Annotated in this window: 17 protein-coding genes and 2 pseudogenes; 8 read left to right on the forward strand and 11 right to left on the reverse strand. The window is 62.8% G+C overall.

Features of this window, described 5'->3' with window-relative positions:
• The first annotated feature begins 3 nt into the window (after positions 1-3).
• From WIT60_RS00075 to sorB, 4 genes are read left to right on the forward strand one after another with little or no spacing between them, the layout of a single operon-like run.
• On the forward strand, positions 4-492 hold the full coding sequence (locus WIT60_RS00075; protein ID WP_084382890.1) for a DUF305 domain-containing protein: 489 nt from the start codon (positions 4-6) through the stop codon (positions 490-492).
• Positions 492-1,877 carry a beta-propeller fold lactonase family protein gene (locus WIT60_RS00080; protein ID WP_339581928.1) on the forward strand — a complete coding sequence of 462 codons (1,386 nt, stop codon included), beginning with the start codon at positions 492-494 and terminating at the stop codon, positions 1,875-1,877. Before WIT60_RS00075 ends, WIT60_RS00080 begins: the two co-directional genes overlap by 1 nt.
• A 37-nt stretch (positions 1,878-1,914) precedes the next feature.
• The gene (gene sorA, locus WIT60_RS00085; RefSeq protein WP_045785196.1) at positions 1,915-3,162 is read left to right on the forward strand and encodes a SorA family sulfite dehydrogenase catalytic subunit; all 1,248 of its coding nucleotides are present in this window, start codon (positions 1,915-1,917) and stop codon (positions 3,160-3,162) included.
• 11 nt (positions 3,163-3,173) lie between these two features.
• Positions 3,174-3,842, forward strand: coding sequence for a SorB family sulfite dehydrogenase c-type cytochrome subunit (sorB, locus tag WIT60_RS00090; protein WP_221892517.1), 669 nt, complete (start codon positions 3,174-3,176; stop codon positions 3,840-3,842).
• Between the two features lie 16 nt (positions 3,843-3,858).
• Here the strand turns inward: sorB and WIT60_RS16950 are convergent, their stop codons facing one another.
• Positions 3,859-4,179, reverse strand: coding sequence for a DUF302 domain-containing protein (locus tag WIT60_RS16950; protein WP_510166979.1), 321 nt, complete (start codon positions 4,177-4,179; stop codon positions 3,859-3,861).
• On the opposite strand from WIT60_RS16950, the pseudogene WIT60_RS00100 reads away from it, so the two are divergent.
• A pseudogene (locus WIT60_RS00100) lies at positions 4,067-5,343 on the forward strand (putative bifunctional diguanylate cyclase/phosphodiesterase); the annotation flags it as partial. The gene WIT60_RS16950 and the pseudogene WIT60_RS00100 sit on opposite strands and share 113 nt — an antisense overlap.
• A 313-nt stretch (positions 5,344-5,656) precedes the next feature.
• Positions 5,657-5,788 (forward strand): annotated as a pseudogene (locus tag WIT60_RS00110) (integrase core domain-containing protein); the annotation flags it as partial.
• Between the two features lie 139 nt (positions 5,789-5,927).
• Here the strand turns inward: WIT60_RS00110 and WIT60_RS16855 are convergent.
• The 8 genes from WIT60_RS16855 to WIT60_RS00150 all read right to left on the reverse strand — a co-directional run bounded on the left by WIT60_RS16855 (position 5,928) and on the right by WIT60_RS00150 (position 11,311).
• Complete coding sequence (locus WIT60_RS16855) at positions 5,928-6,146, reverse strand: hypothetical protein (RefSeq protein ID WP_066708443.1); 219 nt, start codon at positions 6,144-6,146, stop codon at positions 5,928-5,930.
• Between the two features lie 154 nt (positions 6,147-6,300).
• Positions 6,301-7,281, reverse strand: a complete 981-nt coding sequence (locus tag WIT60_RS00120; protein WP_028915768.1) for an IS5 family transposase — start codon at positions 7,279-7,281, stop codon at positions 6,301-6,303.
• A gap of 69 nt (positions 7,282-7,350) precedes the next feature.
• Entirely contained in the window at positions 7,351-7,965 is a 615-nt protein-coding gene (locus WIT60_RS00125) for a hypothetical protein (RefSeq protein ID WP_339581929.1), read from the reverse strand.
• A 46-nt stretch (positions 7,966-8,011) separates the two neighbouring features.
• The gene (locus WIT60_RS00130; RefSeq protein ID WP_339581930.1) at positions 8,012-8,296 is read right to left on the reverse strand and encodes a hypothetical protein; all 285 of its coding nucleotides are present in this window, start codon (positions 8,294-8,296) and stop codon (positions 8,012-8,014) included.
• Positions 8,293-8,808 carry a hypothetical protein gene (locus WIT60_RS00135; protein WP_339581931.1) on the reverse strand — a complete coding sequence of 172 codons (516 nt, stop codon included), beginning with the start codon at positions 8,806-8,808 and terminating at the stop codon, positions 8,293-8,295. The genes WIT60_RS00130 and WIT60_RS00135 overlap by 4 nt, the downstream gene beginning before the upstream one ends.
• Before the next feature lie 385 nt (positions 8,809-9,193).
• Positions 9,194-10,210: a hypothetical protein gene (locus WIT60_RS00140; protein WP_339581932.1), complete on the reverse strand. Its 1,017-nt coding sequence runs from the start codon at positions 10,208-10,210 to the stop codon at positions 9,194-9,196.
• A gap of 85 nt (positions 10,211-10,295) precedes the next feature.
• Positions 10,296-10,484 carry a hypothetical protein gene (locus tag WIT60_RS00145; RefSeq protein ID WP_339581933.1) on the reverse strand — a complete coding sequence of 63 codons (189 nt, stop codon included), beginning with the start codon at positions 10,482-10,484 and terminating at the stop codon, positions 10,296-10,298.
• Between the two features lie 53 nt (positions 10,485-10,537).
• Positions 10,538-11,311 (reverse strand): hypothetical protein, encoded by a 774-nt coding sequence (locus tag WIT60_RS00150; RefSeq protein ID WP_339581934.1) that lies wholly within the window; start codon positions 11,309-11,311, stop codon positions 10,538-10,540.
• Between the two features lie 105 nt (positions 11,312-11,416).
• Here WIT60_RS00150 and WIT60_RS00155 point away from each other — a divergent pair, with 105 nt between their 5' ends.
• Positions 11,417-12,325 carry an AraC family transcriptional regulator gene (locus WIT60_RS00155; protein WP_339581935.1) on the forward strand — a complete coding sequence of 303 codons (909 nt, stop codon included), beginning with the start codon at positions 11,417-11,419 and terminating at the stop codon, positions 12,323-12,325.
• Positions 12,326-12,632: 307 nt separating this feature from the next.
• Positions 12,633-13,844, forward strand: a complete 1,212-nt coding sequence (locus WIT60_RS00160) for a Fic family protein (protein WP_339581936.1) — start codon at positions 12,633-12,635, stop codon at positions 13,842-13,844.
• Here WIT60_RS00160 and gyrB read toward each other — a convergent pair.
• Both gyrB and dnaN read right to left on the reverse strand, forming a co-directional pair.
• Positions 13,841-16,399 (reverse strand): DNA topoisomerase (ATP-hydrolyzing) subunit B, encoded by a 2,559-nt coding sequence (gyrB, locus tag WIT60_RS00165; RefSeq protein ID WP_445207621.1) that lies wholly within the window; start codon positions 16,397-16,399, stop codon positions 13,841-13,843. The two genes, WIT60_RS00160 and gyrB, sit on opposite strands and share 4 nt — an antisense overlap.
• Before the next feature lie 129 nt (positions 16,400-16,528).
• A complete protein-coding gene (dnaN, locus tag WIT60_RS00170; RefSeq protein WP_339581937.1) occupies positions 16,529-17,650 on the reverse strand; it encodes a DNA polymerase III subunit beta in 1,122 nt (373 codons plus the stop codon).
• Positions 17,651-18,178: the final 528 nt, after the last annotated feature.

Raw genomic sequence — 18,178 nt, forward strand, 5'->3', positions numbered from 1 at the left:
TCCATGCAGCCTCTCGCTTTCAAGATGACATCACCGAGACCCGCCCGCCAGTGGGCGATGGCGGCGCTGGCCATGCTGGCGAGCCTGCCGGCCCTGGCGCAGCATGCTCATTCCCCAGCGGCCGAAGCGCAGACACCGCCCCCGCCGAGCTTCGTGGCCAGCACCGCCAAGTCCTTCGCCCAGTTGATGGACGACGCGATGGCGGTCATGGACCACGGCATGCGTACCGCCCCGATGAACGGCAACCCCGACCACGACTTCGTCGTGATGATGATCCCGCACCATCAAGGCGCCATCGACATGGCCAAGGCTGTGCTGCTGTCCACCAAGGACCCGGAACTGCGCAACCTTGCACTGTCCATCATTGTCGAGCAGCGCAACGAGATTCGACTGATGCAGGCCTGGCTTGCACGGCATGCCGACGATGCCGCCGCCAAGGCCGCAGCGGCGCACCCATCCCACTCAACCGAAACGACACAAGGAACCCGATGATGAAACGACTCTTCCTCGCCCTGCAACTGGTGATGTGCAGCGGCATCGCGCTGGCCGCGCCGGCCCCCGCCGATCGCGTCTACACCGCCGACCAGAACACCAACACGGTGTCGGTGATCGATCCTTCGTCCAACACGCTGCTGGGCCAGATCCGGCTGGGCAACGTGCGGCCGGAGGTGCTGTCGCCGTTGTACAAGGGTGAGCTCAACGTGCACGGCCTGGGCTTCTCGCCTGACCACAAGACCCTGGTCGCGATTTCCAACGGCTCCAATTCGGTCGCCTTCATCGACACCGCCACCAACCAGGTCAAAGGCATCGCCTACATCGGCCGCTCGCCGCACGAGGCGTTCTTCACGCCGGACGGCAAGCACGTGTGGGCGGTCGTGCGCGGCGAGAACTACGTGTCCGTGATCGATGCCGCGACCTTCAAGGAAGTCGGCCGCATCGAAACCGCGCCCGGGCCGGGCATGGTGCTGTTCCATCCGCAGAAGAACATCGCCTTCGTGGTGCACAGCTTCACGCCGGAGGTGGACGTGATCGACGTGCCCACGCGCAAGGTGATCAAGCGCATCCCGGTGGTCAGCCCGTTCTCGCCCTTCCTGCAGTTAACCCCGGACTTCAAGGAAGTGTGGATGACGCACAAGGACGTGGGCAAGGTGACCCGCATCGACACCGATACGCTTCAGGTCAAGGGCGTGATCGAGACCGGATTCATCACCAACCACCTCGGGTTCGCCAAGACCGCACGCGGCACGCTGGCCTACGTGACCATCGGCGGCGAGAACGTGGTGAAGGTCTACACCACCGACGCCACGCCCAAGCTGCTGGCCACCATCCCGGTGGGCGCGCTACCGCACGGCATCTGGCCATCCGACGATGGCACGCGCATGTACGTGGGGCTGGAAAACGGTGACGCGGTGGACGTGATCGACACCGCCACCGACCGGGTGATCGCTCGCGCACCCGTGGGGCAGGCCCCGCAGGCGCTGGTCTATGTGTCGAACGCCGTGCCCAGCGGCACGGGCACAGCCCACCTCGTGCCCCGCGTCAACGACGAGCCAGTCAACATTACGCTCAAAGCCACGCAGGGAGAGGCCCGCGGCTTCGTCGTGGCGCGCAACCTGGGGCTGGTGGACGCTCTGGAAGTCTTCCTCTTCAAGCTCAAGCCGAAAACGGTGTACAACGTGTATGTGAGCAGCCAGCGTTCGCCGATCGCGAGTTTCAAGACCAACCCCGCCGGGGCGGCCAACGGCACGGTGATCGGCCCGCTGCGAGACGCGGTGACCACCATGTCGTCGAAAACGCCTTCCGTCGCGCAGATTCTCGTGGTCGAAGGTGATGCGGCGGCGCAGGCGTCGAATGCAGTTCTGGTGAGCGCCCGATAGGGCGCGGTTTCCCATCTACTCGAAGAAGGAGACAAACATGGAGCGTGACGACACCCCCCCCTGGCCTGCGCGCCGCCGTGTGCTGAAGACCTTGGGCGCCATCGGCGCCGGTGCCGGCCTGATGGGTCCGACCGCCGAGGCGCTTGCGGCGACTGCGGGTCGCGTCGTGTTGCCGTTCGACAATGGCGAGCGCGAGTTGGTGGCCTTTCCGCAGAAGCGCCCGCTGATCCTGCTGACCAGCCGGCCGCCGCAGCTGGAGACGCCGTTTTCGGTCTTCAACGAAGGCGTCATCACGCCCAACGACGCGTTCTTCGTGCGCTACCACTGGAGCGGCATTCCCACCTCGATCGATCCGCAAAGCTATCGGCTGCGCGTGGGCGGCAAGGTCAACACGCCGCTGGAGCTGTCGCTGGACGACCTGAAGCGTCTGGCCGACCCGGTGGAGCTGGTGGCGGTCAACCAGTGCTCCGGCAACAGCCGCGGGCATTTCACGCCGCGCGCCAACGGCGGCCAGCTGTCCAATGGCGCGATGGGCAACGCACGCTGGACAGGGGTGCCGCTGAAGAAAGTGTTGGAGAAGGCCGGCGTGCAGGCCGGTGCCGTGCAGGTGAGCTTCAATGGCCTGGACCATCCGCCGCTGCAAGGCGAGAGCCCGGACTTCGTCAAGGCGCTCGCGGTCGACCACGCGCTCGACGGCGAGGTGATGCTGGCCTGGGCGATGAATGGCGAGGACCTGCCGATGCTCAACGGCTATCCGGTCCGGCTGATCGTTCCCGGCCATTACGGCACCTACTGGGTCAAGCACCTGTCCGACATTCAAGTGCTGGACAAGGCGTTCGACGGGTTCTGGATGAGTACGGCCTACCGCATTCCCGACAACGCCTGCGCCTGCGTGGAGCCGGGCAAGGCGCCAGCCAAGACCGTGCCTATCAACCGGTTCAACGTGCGCTCGTTCATCACCAGCCTGCGCGACGGCGACAAGGTGCGCGTTGGGCGCGAGACGGTGGTGCGCGGCATTGCCTTCGACGGCGGCTTCGGCATCACCGAAGTCGCCTTCTCCGCCGATGGTGGACACACCTGGACGGAAGCCCGGCTCGGCAAGGATTTGGGCAAGTATTCCTTCCGCGAGTGGAGTGTGGCCTTCAAGCCGAGCAAGCGAGGCGCTCATGAACTGAAGGTGCGCGCGGTCAACCGCATCGGTCAAAGCCAGCCGCTGTCCGCGTTGTGGAACCCGGCCGGCTACATGCGCAACGTCGTCGAGACCACGCGCGTCGTCGCGGCATGAGGAGAACAGGCATGAGCACAAAACAACGTTACTGCCTGCGCGTTCTCGTGGGGATCATATCGGCGACGGCCGCGCTGCCTGCCGCTTTCGCGCTGGACATCACGCTGCCCGCTGAGACGGCCGCATACAAGCCCAGCGAGCTGCCGGGCTACCGGCTGGTGCAGCAGAACTGCATGACCTGTCATTCGGCGCAATATGTGCAGTACCAGCCGTCCACCTCCCCGCGCAGCTACTGGGAAGCCACGGTGAAGAAGATGAAACACCCGTTCGGTGCGCCCTTCTCCGACGAGGACATTCCGGCAATGGTCGACTACCTCGTCAAGACCTACGGCGCCGAGCAGACCACCGCTGCCACACCGGCACCCGCCATGGTGGCCGCCGCGCCGCCCCCGAAGACCGCTGCACCGGCAACCCCCACTACCGCTGCGTCGCTGCAGCCCGAAGCGCTGCTGAAGGCCAACAATTGCACCGCTTGTCACGCCGTCGAGCAGAAGGTCGTGGGCCCTGCGTTCAAGGAGGTCGCGGCGAAATACGCCGGCAAGGCCGATGCGCTGCAGCAGGTGGCCGCCAACATCCGCGCGGGCGGCGCCGGCAAGTGGGGCACGGTGCCGATGCCGCCGTACCCGGGACTGACGCCGGCCGAGCTGGATACGCTGGCGAAGTGGGTGCTGAGCCGCTGACGCCGGTCCGCGTTCCTCATCCCGCCGCCAGGCGTTCGCGCACGCGAGCCAGCCGCGCCGCGGCGTCATCGGCCACCTCGCGCACCTGTGGGTTGCCGCTCAACGCGACCATGGTTTGCGGATCGATGAACGCGACGGTGCTCAGCCCCGGCGTGTCCTCCCGCACCACCACGTTGCAGGGCCTGCCCAACCGGGCGTTGTTCCTGGATCGGCTCAAGCAAGCGCTGGCGAGCGCCCAGCGCCACGGACAGCGGGTGGCGCTTCTGTTTTTGGATCTCGACCGCTTCAAGGAGATCAACGACACCCAGGGGCACGCCATCGGCGACCGGGCGCTCATCGAGATCGCCCGGCGGTTTCAGGCCGCATTGCGAGAGGAGGAAACCCTGGCGCGCCTGGCAGGCGACGAGTTCGTCGTGATTGCAATGGGGGCCAACCAGTCGGCCGCGGCCCTCATCGCCGAACGTATCCAAAAAAAGCGCTCGCCGAACCTCTCGCAATCAATGGACGGTTTTTTGCGCTCAAGGCAAGTATCGGCATTGCTTTCTATCCAGAAGATGGACGCTCGGCCGAGGAGCTGCTCAAACACGCCGACATCGCCATGTACCGGGCCAAGGCCAGCGGCGGGGGCTATCGCTTCTACCGTTCGGAGATGGGTACGGATTTGGCGAGGAAGCTGGAAATCGTCCATCGCCTGGAAACCGCGCTTGCCGCCGGACGGTTGCAACTCCACTATCATCCCCAGGTGCATTTGCCCAGCGGCAAAATCGTAGGCGCCGAGGCACTGTCGAGATGGCATGATGCGGATTGGGGCATGGTTTCCCCAGCCGAATTCATCCCGATCGCGGAAGAACGGGGATTGATCGGTACATTGGGCGAATGGGCGCTCGCCGGGGCATGCCGCCAGGTGCGGCATTGGCAGGAACGAGGGTGTCCGCTGCCCGGAAGGGTCGCGGTGAATGTGGCCGCGAAACAATTTGAGGACGACGATTTCGTTGACCGGTGTCTTAGGATCGCTCGCGAATCCGGTGCAGCGTCTTCTGCAATCGAGCTCGAGCTGACCGAGTCGGGCATGATGCGCGACCCGGAACGTGCCGTGGAGGTCACGCGCGCCCTGACCTCGGCCGGGTTTGCGCTGTCCATCGATGATTTCGGCACCGGGTATTCCTCACTGGCTTACCTCAAGCGATTTCCCGTTCATAAACTGAAGATCGACATCTCGTTCGTGCGGGACATGCTGACCGATCGCAACGATCTCGCCATTGTGTCCGCCATCGTTGCCATGGCGAAGAGCCTCGGCCTCAAGACCCTGGCCGAAGGTGTGGAAGAGGCAGCGCAGGCGGAACACTTGCTGGCATTGGGTTGCGACGAAGCACAGGGGTATTACTTCGCCCGTCCGGAGCCGGCCGAGGTTTTCGCGCGCAGGTGGTTGCAAAGCGCATGTCCGAGTCATGATCTCGGTCAGGACGTGGATCGCCAAGAGCAAGGCCACCTCGGTACATAACGGCAAAGCCGCTCCATGGCGCCGGGCCCCGGCGCATGATCACGCCCCCGAGTTCTCTCAAACTCTTCGTAGCGTTCACGCTGATCCGTGATCGGGAGCCGTCAGCCCGGTCGGTTCAACAGCGATCGGGGCCGTTGCCTCTGCGAAAGCGCACAGACCAAAGGCACTTGGGCTGGTTCGCCCCAAGGGTTCTACCCCGTTTCCAGGACGGTTTGATTAAGGCCTGAAACTCCCGGTCACGCCGGGCAACTCTACGACGCATTCTCGGGTTGTGGAACCGCTCGAGGTAACCGAACACATCAGCCCGGGCCTCGTCGCGCCTGGCAGCCCTTGGCAGAACGGATTCGTCGAGAGCTTTAACGGCAAGCTGCGGGACGAGCTGCTCAACCGAGAGTGGTTCCGCAGCCGCGCCGAGGCGAAGGTCCTGATCGAACGCTGGCGGCAGTTCTGACCTGAGTATGGAACTTGTAGCCAATCAGGCAGTGAGTCCGGGGTGGATGGTATCGCGCCGATGAAGGCGGTGAGCAGCGGGCCGCCACCCCGGATGGTGTCCTGCGCGTTCATCTGAATGGCGAGCACGCCGTTCAGGTGCACCGACAGCACGCCATTTCCGCTGCGAGGCGCGAGCGCAGATCGCGGTAGCTGCGGGCAATGGCCGCCTGCCGGTCGGCATCGGTCGCCGTGCCGGTGATCTGCGCCAGTTCCTCACGCGCCTGCGCCAGGGCATCGGCCAGTTCCCGTTCGGCCTGCGCGGCTTTGCGGGCATTGGCCTGCTCGATGTCGCTGCGCCGATTGTTGAGCACGATCAGCTCGGCTTCCGCCTTGGCGACCTCCGCTTTAGGGAAGGTCTGAACAACCCGCTCTGCCGCCCGGATTGCGGCATCGTGGCGCCGGCCTGGCGTCGCTTTCGAGCCGGATTTCGCCCGTGCAGGGCGGTTTTTGGCGGGTTTCCCCGCCTTACGGACGCACTGCTCCCGTCGTCGGCAACAAACGCCGGCGCGCCATCCACAGGTTCGACAGCGCGAACAGCGTCAGCACCTGCGCCGCGTTCTTCGCCAGGCCGCGGTAGCGCACCTTCGTGTAGCCGAACTGGCGCTTGATCACCCGGAACGGGTGCTCCACCTTCGCCCGCAGACTGGCCTTGTAGCGCTCCCACCGCTCGGCGTAGCGCCGCTCGCGCTCGTTCTTCATCGCACGCAGCTTCGACGGCTTCTCCGCGATCAGGAATCCGGCGTCCACGTCCTGCAGCTCCTCGCGCTTCTCGGCACCCGTGTAGCCGCTGTCGCCGCACACCGTGTCTTCCCGGCCGTGCAGCAGCTTGTACACCTGCGTCACGTCGGCCACGTTCGCCGCCGTGCATTCCACGTGGTGCACCAGACCGGACGCGTCATCCACGCCGATGTGCGCCTTCATCCCGAAGAACCACTGGTTGCCCTTCTTGGTCTGGTGCATCGCCGGATCGCGCTCGCCCGCCTTGTTCTTGGTCGAGCTCGGCGCACTGATGATCGTGGCATCCACGATCGTGCCACTGCGCAGGCTCAGGCCCTTGCGCTGAAGATGGGCGTTGACCTGCTCGAAGAGCTTCTCGGCCAGCCCGTGCGTCTCCAACAGCCGGCGGAAGTTGAGGATCGTCGTCTCGTCCGGGATGTCGGCAAGCCCGCCCAACTGCGCGAAGCGGCGCATCACCGGCGTGTCGTACAAGGCTTCTTCCATCGCCGGGTCGCTGAGCGCATACCACTGCTGCAGGAAGTGGATGCGCAGCATCGTCGCCAACGGATAGGGCTGGCGACCGGGACGGCCCATCTTCGGGTAGTGCGGCTCGATCAGACCCAGCAGCGCCTGCCACGGCACCACCTGCTCCATCTCCGCCAAAAACACCTCGCGCCGCGTGCGCTTGCGGCTCCCCAGACCCTCGGCATCACCGAACGACAGCTGCATCGCACTCACCCCGATCACGGTGAGGCATTGTCGCGCAATGGGGCGGAGTTGTTCAGACCTTCCTTAATACTACTGCCCTACAGCCTGAGCAAGAAGTTGCCTCAATATGTATTTGGCGTAATCACACTCACTTATCATGGCCTCCGAATTCATCACCCCAAAACGACGCACCACAGGACCGTTGTGATAGCCTTCAAGTAAGCGTAGCAAGTCGGTATCCCGCATCATTTTTTGAGTGTGGATCAAATCAACCACAACGCCGCAGTAGCCGGAGTCATGCGCCAATGACAGCACCTGATCAAAGCGTTGAATGGTGAAATGACTGCGCTTGTCAGCATAAGCCTCACTCAAGTGTCGATATTGTTCAGCCACTTCACGGCACATGCTGTCAAACACCACCTGCTCAGTAAACAAAGTGCCCCCGATACCACCAATAATCCAGCCCTTCAGTTTTGAAGCCACATGCTCAGCCTCAAGTTGACGGGCAGTATTCAGGAAATCCCTGACCGCCTCACAGTGACCATGCTGTTGATAACCCGTCAAACTTTCACGCAACTGAGCCGCATCTCGCACGCTCAATGGCCCTGGCACGATCACCCGCTGATCGGTTGCGTGAACAAACAATGGGCACAGGGCCAATAGAGCCAGGATCCATATACGCCAGGTCACACTGTGAGCAGTCATGAGTTTTAGATCCATTTGGTGATGATGGCGTGCAGCGATAAGTAAGTCAAATGGTGCGTGGCGCATCGACCAAGCACAATGTCAATTGGAACGTCTCTGTCAGTTGCAGTGTGTCGCCGAACTTTTCGATGACTTCGCAGGTTTCCAGCTTAAAGTCCATCGCCACATGGCCACTGTCTACCAGTGCCTGCACCTGGGTTGTGACATCCAACACACGGTGTCGTCCCGATGTAAGCATCTCCACCTGCACCCTGTGAGGTCCGGATACAGCAAACACCCCCCGATCGACAATGTCGCCTTGCCGGGACACCTGATAGCGCACAAGGTTCACTGGTGCTCTCCGTGTAAGGATGCGATTGGCCACCACCCTTGGGCGCAGCTTTGGACCGGCCGAAGGCCTTGGTCAGGAAAGCCGCAGCTCATGACCATCAGCGGCAGGTCTGCCTCGGTGTGATGAAGACTCAAAATCAGCATCGGTGTCGCAATCAAGCGTGCCGACTCTGCCGGAAGCACCGCCCCCTGGGCAATCAACTGACCTTGGCTGCGCAGTTGAAAACAACGCTGTGTTGTCTCCAAGCTGGCCGCCTTGGCATCCAAGCCGCTCAATTGGATGGCGGTTGATTTGCCTGCGCTTTGTTGTCGAAGGCTAAGCTGGTCTTGGACCATCAACCAATCTTTCGCGGTGTGAGAGGCGCAGACTTCCAGGCGACCATGGTCGGGTTCTGTGCTGATCCACAACTCCACTTTGCGAGGCAAGTGCCTGAGGTCTTGCGCCCATCCCGTCGTGACGATGAACAAGAGCAAAAGGGCTTGGCAGATCTTGCCGTTGAGTTGAACTTTCATGGCTATTTCCCAGTTGCGTTCACGGTGGCATCTGCGCCAACGTTGAAGCTGCCTACCAGCAGCCGAACGGATTGGCTTCGGCCGGATGGGAAGAGGCGTGCGTCCATGGCGGTCACCAATGGTATCCACCGTTTGCCAGTCGCAACTACTGTGGCGCCCTACGACGGCCGTAGGGCGCCACAGTCGATGCGCCCAGCGGTACAACAGATCAAGCACTTAGCCCGGAAGACGCCAGAGTTCCTTGGCAATCCTGTCACAGTTGCCGCGACTGGCCTACGTCGCGCCAAAGTTGTTGCACACGCAATCTGATGCTCGGTTGACACAAACAAGACAGCGTCCCGAGGGGGCATGCTGTTGGCACAGCGCAAGGCGTTGCGGGCAGCGGTCAAGTCCTGTGGTGGTCGTATTCGTTCGCCAGCATCAACAGGTCATCCGGCACGCTGCCGTAACTTACCAGCCAGACCTCCAGCGCTTGTCCTCGCACCAGGTCGAGTGCGCGTCGGATGGCACCCAGAATCCAATCCCTGCGATTGCCAAACACGCCGCCACCTACCAGGGTCAAGTAAACGCGGTGACTCCCCCCCACTCGGTTGGCATTGACCACGGCTGCATGCACCGTAGCCTCGTAGGCCGCTTCCAGCACCAGGCGCGCGAACGACGCCCACATTGCAGGATCGGTGCCATGGTTGTAGTTGACCGGCAGCGCTGCGCAATACGCCTGGCTGACGCGTTGCCCTTGCAGTGAACCCACAGCGGTCACATCCACATCGTGATGCAGCCCGATGCGCAGCAGGGTCCGCAGCCTGTCTCGCTCGGCCTCGCTGAGGTCTGCCAGCCTGGTATCGATGGCATGCAAGATGTCAGGTGTGGCCAGGGCATAGCCATTGCGCATCTCGATCTCATCGCCCCGTGGCAAAGCCGCACGCAAGTCGGCCAGGGTGTCAATCTGCCGCGCACGCGTTTGCCCAATCTGGTCGCCCACCGGCGCAAAGTAGTTGCGATAGATGGTCGCTGCACCGGCTGCGCGAGCACAGGCAGGCCCCTGGGTAAGGTCATGCTCGTAGTCGCTCACCCCGTCTTCCGGGATCACGTGGTAGCCGGGCATCTCGAGCAAGTTGAACTGTGACGCCACCTGTACCAAAGCACCGTTGACCTCGGGCCAGGTGTGAAGTTGGTACGCATCGGCCGCAATGTTGTGTACGCGGAGCGCACCTCGTGTGGCCTCGCGCACGGAGGCAGCTCGCAACCGCAGTTCGGCCAGGCTGGGCGTTTCCAGTTCACCGATCTGCCAGCTGCAGCCGTTGACCCGCGAATGGAGGCGGTTGCCAATCACCTCAAATTTGGCTTGTGTCTGGGCGTAGCCCAACTCGCGAAAACCAGTGAGTTTTTCAAACCAGCTCATGCGATACATCTCCAATGGGCAATTGACCGGATCGGATGACTGTAGTGAAGCACATCCGGTTTCCGCGGAGGCCGGTTGGTTTAAGTCAGATGGTCGCGGCCTGACCAGCGCGTTCTTGATGGTAATTTGCCTCGAATTCGGCGGACGGGACATGGCCCAGCGGCCCCATCAATCGATGGTGAGTGAACCAAGAGACCCGTTCCCGCGTTGTGAGCTCGATGGCCTGCTTGGTCTTCCACCGGCCACAGCGGTGGATCACCTCGGCCTTGAACATGTTGGGTGTGGCGCCGAAGGCCTGCTGGACCTGGCGGGGTGTCTGCGCTGGGGTCAGCGGTTGACCTTGCCGGGCAGGGACAGGTCGCCGGAGGCGACCTTGAAAACGTTGCTGACGCACAGCAGCGGGTTGTGCACACTGGCATTGACGCGCAGCGCAGCGGTCACGCCATCGAAGGCACCGGCTTCGACCGCGCCGATGTCGTCGAAGGGCACGCGTACCTCGACGGTCTCGTTCTTGAAGGTCGGCGACCAGCCCGGACTGTCGATCAAGATGGGCAGGCCGGGCCAGGTCTTGGGCAGGCGAGGCTTGGCGCCTTCGGGGATGTCCACCACCTTCAGGGCGCCCTTGCCGCAGGCGTCGTCGGGCTGCAGCACGACCCAGTGCGAGTGCCAGACGTTGCCGTCGTTGCCGGTGTGGCCGTCGCCGTTCTCGTCGAACAGCGGGGTGTCGTCGAAGTCGGGGTGCGAGGTTACCGCAAAGGCCAGGATGCCGGCCTTGTGCTCGAAGCCAACGGTGGCCGGGTCCAGGCTGGTGGGCCACACGTAGGAGAAGACCGAGCTGCCAGCGAGCTTGCCGGACTTGGTCGGGCGGGTGGCGCCGGCCTTGCCCGAGACGGCCATGTGAAAGACCGCGGTCTTGCCGTCGGTGCTGATGCGCGTGTGCACCACGTCGAAGGGGGCCTTGACGGCCTTCTTGCCTTCGGTGGCGATGCCGCCGTGGTGGTGGCCCGTGCCGTGGGCCTGTGCGATGCCGGTGGCGCCGCCGATCAGGCTGGCGAGCAACGCGGCGTTCAGGAAGGCGGGTTTGAAGGTCAGCGCTTGCATGGTGTCCTCTGTGTGCAAAGTGGGTGTAGGGGCAGTGTCATGGCGCTGAACGTATTTGTTGATACATTTCGTCCACGCTATATACCATTTCGTCCAGATCCCCCGATGCAAGCCACACCTCCCATCGACCGCCTCTCGGGCATCCTCGAACGCTTTCGGGTGCAGGCTCAGTTGCACCACACCGGCGCGCTGTGCGGGCTGAGCCACTTCGACGCCTGCGACGGACACGGCTACCTGCACGTGCTGCGGCGGGGCACGCTGGAGGTCAGCCATCCGGGTGCCCACGAAGTGCACGCGTCGCTGCGCCTGGAGGAGCCGACGCTGCTGCTGTACCCGCGCCCCTTCACCCACCGATTTCACAACCCCCCGCTGGACGGCTCGGACTTCACTTGCGCGCGGCTGGCTTTCGATGGCGGCGCGCAGAACCCGCTGGCGCGCGCGCTGCCGCCACTGATCGCGCTGCCGCTGGCGCAGGTCCAGGGCCTGGGTTCGGCGCTGGAGCTGCTGTTCGCCGAGACCGACCACGTGCGCTGCGGTCAGCGCCTGCTGGCCGACCGGCTCTTCGAGGTGGTGGTGCTCAAGTTGCTGCGCTGGCTGCTGGACCACCCGCAAGAGGCCGGCATCCGCACGGGCCTGATCACAGGGCTGTCGGATCCGCGCCTGGCGCGCGCCTTGGTGGCCATGCACGACGCGCCCGGCCAAGCCTGGACGTTGGAGCGCATGGCCGACCACGCGGGCATGTCGCGCACCGCGTTCGCCAACGCCTTCCGCGAGGTGGTGGGCCAGACACCGGCCGACTACCTGGCCGACTGGCGCATCGCGCTGGCGCAAAGCCGGCTGCGCGAAGGGCGGCCCATCAAGGCCCTGGCCGAAGAGCTGGGCTACTCCAACCCGTCAGCGCTGTCACGGGCCTTCAGCGGCCGCACGGGGCTGTCACCGCGTGACTGGCTCAAGAACGAAGCCATGCGGAATGCACCGGGAGGTAAGGTTGCCCCTGAAAAGGGGAGTTCTTAGCTCATGACCACACCTGCATCTGTCAGATGACAGAGAACTTCGGCCGAAGACGCCGCTGAGCCTACCGTAGGGCGCCACAGTTGTTACAACCGCAATTTGATGCTCCGCTGACGCGCACAAGACAGCGTCTCGAAGCGCACAAGGCACCCATCTCCGCGCCCCTACGCGGCAGGCCATCCATCGATCAGCACAAAGGTCGGTCACCAGATCGGCAATTCATGCCTAAATTCGGCACGTTAATCTCAACCAAGTCATTGACATAAAATGATTTTTTCTCGATCATGATTTGCAATCAGATCGGAAATTTATGTCAGTTCCAGCCACCTCCATCGCGGCTTACGACCAGCCCCACCAGTTCGAGCCCCTGCTGCCCAGCCGTCGTCTGGACGATCTGAGTCGACAAGCCAGGCCAGTGATCGAAGCAGCCCTGCGCCTCCAGGCTGGGGTCCACCCCGCCACATTGGCAGAACTGCGTGGACTGGTGCGGTCCATGAATTCCTACTACTCCAACCGCATCGAAGGGCAGAGCACCCACCCCGTGCACATCGCCCGTGCGTTGAAAGCTGATTTTTCCGATCAACCCGACATCGCCCGTCGCCAACGTCTGGCCGTGGCCCACATCCAGGCCGAACAGGCACTGGAAGCCCTTGAGCTGAGCGAGCTCGAATCCCTGCACAGCCGCAGCTTGCTGCTGGCTCATCGTCTGCTGTACGAACAATTGCAGCCCGAAGACCGTCGCACCGACGAAGGCTTGGACTTGCTGCCAGGCCAGTTGCGCACGCAAGACGTGGCGGTGTCCCGCCACCAGCCCCCAACGCACACCGCGCTGCCGCTGTTCCTGGCTCGGGCCGACGAGCGCTATGCCAAACCCTGGGGGCTCGAACAGCTGCTCATCACCGCCGCCTGTGCCCACCATCGGCTGGCCTGGGTGCACCCCTTCCTCGATGGCAACGGCCGCGCCTGTCGCCTGCACACCCACGCGGTGATGCGTCATATCACCGGGGGGCTGTGGTCGGTCAACCGCGGTCTCGCCCGGCGACGCGACGACTACTACCGCCACCTCTCAGAAGCCGACATGGCGCGACAAGGGGATCTCGACGGCAGAGGCAATCTGAGCGAACGCATGCTGATCGCGTGGTGCGAGTTCTTCATCGACACCTGCCGCGATCAGGTCGAATTCATGACCCGCATGCTCAACCTCGATGAGTTGAAAGACCGCATCAGGGCGCTGATCACCATCCGGGCTCACCAGCGTCAAACCCCGGACTACCGACCCGAGGCCATCTTGCCGCTGCAGCACGTGATGGCGCTGGGCCCCATCACACGGGGTGAGTTCGTGCAGCTCACCGGGCTGGGAGAGCGCACCGCCCGCAAGGTGCTGGCGCAACTGCTGGCCGATGGCCTGTTGATCAGTGACACCCCCAAAGGCCCAGTGAGAATGGGACTGCCGCTGGATGCGTTGGGGGTGTTGCTGCCGAATCTGTACCCTGAAGCGGTGTCTTCGGTGCTGGACTATTAAGCGTCGATGTTCGTCGCCCGCAGCGCATTCGTCTCGATGAAATCGCGACGCGGCTCCACCTCGTCGCCCATCAGCATGGTGAACACGCGGTCGGCCTCGATGGCGTCCTCAATCTGCACACGCAGCAAACGGCGCACATTCGGATCCATCGTGGTTTCCCACAGCTGCTCGGGGTTCATTTCACCCAAACCCTTGTAGCGCTGGCGGCCCACCGAGCTTTCGGCTTGCTGCAGCAGCCAGGCCATGGCCGCACGGAAGTCGACCACCTTGGCCTCTTTCGCCTTCTCGCCTTCGCCCCGACGTACCACGGCATCTTCCGTCAGCAGGTCCTTGAAGGTGACACCGGCCGTGGCCAGCGCTTCGTAGTCCGCACCATGCACGAAGTCGGCATTGATGATGCTGTACTTCGTGTTGCCGTGGAAGATGCGGCTGATGCGCAGGACGTGCTTGTCCGTGCGGGCATCGTGCTCGGCGCTCACCTCGGCGTTGTGCAGGGCAGCCTTGAGGGCCGCGGCACTGGCTTCGGCATCGGCCAGCGTGTCCAGGTTCAGCGTCAGGCCATTGGCAATCGCACGCAGCGCTTCCACATCCATCCAGTTGCTCAGGCGGTCCACCACGCTGCGCGCGGTCACATAGGCCTTGGCCAGTTCGGCCAGCGCCTCACCGCCAATGGCCGGTTTGCCTTGGCCCGGCTCCACCACCGCACCGTCCAGTGCCACCTTCATCAGGTACTCATCCAACGCACTGGCGTCTTTGAGGTACTGCTCCTGCTTGCCGTGCTTGACCTTGTAGAGCGGCGGCTGCGCAATGTAGATGTGGCCGCGCTCGACCAGCTCCGGCATCTGTCGGAAGAAGAAGGTCAGCAGCAGGGTACGGATGTGGGCGCCGTCCACGTCCGCGTCGGTCATGATGATGATGCGGTGGTAGCGCAGCTTGTCCGGGTTGAAGTCGTCGGTGCCGGCGCCACGACCGATGCCGGTGCCCAGGGCCGTGATCAGCGTGAGGATTTCATTGCTGGTCAGCAGCTTTTCGTAGCGGGCTTTTTCGACATTCAGGATCTTGCCACGCAGGGGCAAGATCGCCTGGAACTTGCGATCACGGCCCTGCTTGGCCGAGCCACCGGCGGAGTCACCCTCCACGATGTAGATTTCGCACAGCGCGGGGTCTTTTTCCTGGCAGTCGGCCAGCTTGCCGGGCAGGCCCAGGCCGTCGAGCACGCCCTTGCGGCGCGTCATTTCGCGGGCCTTGCGGGCCGCTTCACGGGCACGCGCCGCTTCCACGATCTTGCCGCAGATGATCTTGGCGTCGGTCGGGTTCTCCAGCAGCCAGTCGGTCAGCAGGCGGCTGACGATGTCTTCCACCGGTGCACGCACCTCGCTGGAGACCAGCTTGTCCTTGGTCTGGCTCGAAAACTTGGGCTCGGGCACCTTCACCGACACCACGCAGGCCAGGCCTTCGCGCATGTCGTCGCCAGCCACATCGACCTTGGCCTTCTTGGCCAGCTCGTTGTCTTCGATGTACTTGTTGATGACCCGGGTCATCGCCGCGCGCAGGCCGGTCAGGTGGGTGCCGCCGTCACGCTGCGGGATGTTGTTGGTGAAACAGAGCACATTCTCGTTGTAGCTCTCGTTCCACTGCATCGCCACTTCCACCGCCACGTTCGTGCCGTTTTCGGAGACCTTGTCACCTTGGGCATGGAAGATGTTGGGATTGAGCGTGGTCTTGCCCTTGTTGATGAACTCCACAAAGCCCTTGACCCCACCGGCGTAGGCGAAGTTGTCTTCCTTGTTGTTGCGCTCGTCGACCAGGCGAATCTTGACGCCGTTGTTCAGGAAGCTCAACTCGCGCAGGCGCTTGGCCAGGATCTCGTAGTGGAACTCGTTGTTCTGGGCAAAGATGTCGGTGTCGGGCAGGAAGTGGACTTCGGTACCGCGCTTGTCGGTGTCACCAACGATCTTCATCGGGCTGGTTTCGACGCCGTCACGCACCTCGATCACGCGTTCTTGCGGCACGCCCTTGCGGAACTCGATGAAATGCGCCTTGCCTTCACGGCGCACCGTCAGGCGCAGCCACTTCGAGAGGGCGTTCACGCAGCTCACGCCCACGCCGTGCAAACCACCGGAGACCTTGTAGCTGTTCTGGTTGAACTTGCCCCCGGCGTGCAGCTCGGTCAGCGCGATCTCAGCGGCCGAGCGCTTGGGCTCGTGCTTGTCGTCCATCTTCACGCCGGTCGGGATGCCCCGGCCGTTGTCCACCACGCTGATGGAGTTGTCGGTATGGATGGTGACGACGATGTCATCGCAGTGCCCGGCCAGCGCTTCGTCGATGGAGTTGTCCACCACTTCGAACACCAGGTGGTGCAGACCGGTGCCGTCGGAGGTGTCGCCGATGTACATGCCAGGACGCTTGCGCACCGCTTCCAGCCCTTCTAGGATCTGGATGCTGCCTTCGCCATAGCCCGCCGAAATCTGAGCCTCGGTTTGCGGCACAGGCGCCTCAGCGGACTGAGCAGGCTGCACATCGGGCTGTTGATCGGGGTTCGTGGCGTCGGTCATGGGTACAAGCGCTAGGTAAGGTGGGACCAGCGGTGGGGGCCCAGAAAAAGAAAAAGGTCCTGTCCGTTGACACGGCAGGACCCCCATTCTAGCCCCTGCGCACAGAGGCACTTTTTGTCACGACGCCCCTCAAATGCGCATCGGCATGACGACGTACTTGAAGCCTTCGTACTCGGGGTTGGTGATGAGGGCCGAACTGTTGGCATCCTGCAGTGAGACGGTCACCATGTCCTGGCTCATGTTGGCCAGCACGTCCATCAGGTAGCCCACGTTGAAGCCGATCTCGAAGGTGTCGCCACCGTAGTCGATTTCGAGTTCTTCTTTCGCCTCTTCCTGCTCGGCGTTGCTCGATGCGATGCCAAGCACGCCCGGTGCGAACGACATGCGCACGCCCTTGAACTTCTCGCTCGTCAGGATGGCTGCGCGTTGCAGCGAGGCCAGCAAGGTGGTGCGACCGAGGGTGATGTGGTGCTTGTGGTTCTTGGGGATGACGCGGTTGTAGTCGGGGAACTTGCCCTCGACCAGCTTGGTCACGAACTCCAGACCGCCGAAACTGAACTTGGCCTGGTTGCCGGCAAAACGCATCTCGATGAGCTGTTCTTCCTCGCTCTTGCTGTCGTCCTTGAGCAGGCGTTGCAGCTCCAGCACCGTCTTGCGCGGCAGGATGACTTCCTGCTTGGGCATCTCGACATCGAGCGTCGCCTGCGACAGGGCCAAGCGGTGACCGTCGGTCGCCACCAGCGTCAGCGTCTTGCCTTCGGCCACGAACAGGATGCCGTTGAGGTAGTAGCGGATGTCGTGCACCGCCATCGCGAAGTGCACCTGGCTGATGAGCAGCTTCAGCGTCTTTTGCGGCACGCTGAAGGCGGGGCCGAAATCAGCGGCTTCCTGCACCAGCGGGAAGTCTTCGGCCGGCAGGCTTTGCAGCGTGAAGCGGCTCTTGCCACCTTGCAGCGTCAGCTTGGTCTGGTTGGCCGTGAGCGAGACGATCTGGTCCGAAGGCAGGCTCTTGAGGATGTCGCCCAGCTTCTTGGCCCCGACGGTGATGGCGTAGTTGCCTTCATCGCCATCGAGTTGGGCCGTGGTGCGAATCTGGATCTCCAGGTCGCTGGTGATCAATTCGAGCTCGGAGCCTTGTTTGCGCAACAACACATTGGCCAGGATGGGCAGGGTGTGGCGGCGTTCCACGATCCCGGCCACCGATTGCAGGGCGGCAAGAACTTTCTCTTGAGCTGCTTTGAACACAATCATCTGAGGGCTTTCCCAATAGTCACTGCCCGCACGGCTTCAGGGTCTTGTCTCGGGTGAGACCGTGCGCAAACCCGCCGATCGTACCGCGGTTCCCGCTGCCTTCACCGATTGAGGTGACTCGGCACGGCACAGATCACGCAGTTCAGTGTCTTTCCGGCTGCGATCGCGTTTTTTTCGCGTCAACGGGCGTTGCACTGTATTCATATCTGTCTTGATCTTTTTAATTCGTTGTAGTGGTAGAGGGCATCCGAATCTGTGGACAAGTCATTTTTTCGTTTTGAAATCAATGATTTGAAGATGCCATAACGGTGTGGAAGCTGCGTCTGATTGCCCCTGCACGGTTTGCCAACAACTTTGAAAACAGGCATCGGGCTGTGGACAAGTGATGACTTGTTCTGATCTTGTCCACAGCTTTGTTGGCTTGACAGACCCTGCCCGTTTCAGTTCCAGACAACATGCGCCTTCGTTCTGAGCTTTGAACGGAGGACGATATGTCGTCTTGAATCAATGAAGACCAAGACTTGAAAC

It is taken from the genome of Aquabacterium sp. G14, from assembly GCF_037482285.1.
In the GTDB taxonomy this organism is placed as follows: Bacteria; Pseudomonadota; Gammaproteobacteria; order Burkholderiales; family Burkholderiaceae_C; genus Aquabacterium.

What these genes read in the sequence shown, in the direction of transcription:
- gyrB (WP_445207621.1), bottom strand. Translation starts at nt 16,399, where the DNA reads ATGACCGACGCCACGAACCCCGATCAACAGCCCGATGTGCAGCCTGCT.
- WIT60_RS00075 (WP_084382890.1), top strand. Translation starts at nt 4, where the DNA reads ATGCAGCCTCTCGCTTTCAAGATGACATCACCGAGACCCGCCCGCCAG.
- WIT60_RS00125 (WP_339581929.1), bottom strand. Translation starts at nt 7,965, where the DNA reads ATGACTGCTCACAGTGTGACCTGGCGTATATGGATCCTGGCTCTATTG.
- WIT60_RS00145 (WP_339581933.1), bottom strand. Translation starts at nt 10,484, where the DNA reads ATGTTCAAGGCCGAGGTGATCCACCGCTGTGGCCGGTGGAAGACCAAG.
- WIT60_RS00150 (WP_339581934.1), bottom strand. Translation starts at nt 11,311, where the DNA reads ATGCAAGCGCTGACCTTCAAACCCGCCTTCCTGAACGCCGCGTTGCTC.
- WIT60_RS00135 (WP_339581931.1), bottom strand. Translation starts at nt 8,808, where the DNA reads ATGAAAGTTCAACTCAACGGCAAGATCTGCCAAGCCCTTTTGCTCTTG.
- dnaN (WP_339581937.1), bottom strand. Translation starts at nt 17,650, where the DNA reads ATGATTGTGTTCAAAGCAGCTCAAGAGAAAGTTCTTGCCGCCCTGCAA.
- sorB (WP_221892517.1), top strand. Translation starts at nt 3,174, where the DNA reads ATGAGCACAAAACAACGTTACTGCCTGCGCGTTCTCGTGGGGATCATA.
- WIT60_RS16950 (WP_510166979.1), bottom strand. Translation starts at nt 4,179, where the DNA reads ATGAGCGCCCGGTCGCCGATGGCGTGCCCCTGGGTGTCGTTGATCTCC.
- WIT60_RS00120 (WP_028915768.1), bottom strand. Translation starts at nt 7,281, where the DNA reads ATGCAGCTGTCGTTCGGTGATGCCGAGGGTCTGGGGAGCCGCAAGCGC.
- sorA (WP_045785196.1), top strand. Translation starts at nt 1,915, where the DNA reads ATGGAGCGTGACGACACCCCCCCCTGGCCTGCGCGCCGCCGTGTGCTG.
- WIT60_RS00155 (WP_339581935.1), top strand. Translation starts at nt 11,417, where the DNA reads ATGCAAGCCACACCTCCCATCGACCGCCTCTCGGGCATCCTCGAACGC.
- WIT60_RS00160 (WP_339581936.1), top strand. Translation starts at nt 12,633, where the DNA reads ATGTCAGTTCCAGCCACCTCCATCGCGGCTTACGACCAGCCCCACCAG.
- WIT60_RS00080 (WP_339581928.1), top strand. Translation starts at nt 492, where the DNA reads ATGAAACGACTCTTCCTCGCCCTGCAACTGGTGATGTGCAGCGGCATC.
- WIT60_RS00140 (WP_339581932.1), bottom strand. Translation starts at nt 10,210, where the DNA reads ATGAGCTGGTTTGAAAAACTCACTGGTTTTCGCGAGTTGGGCTACGCC.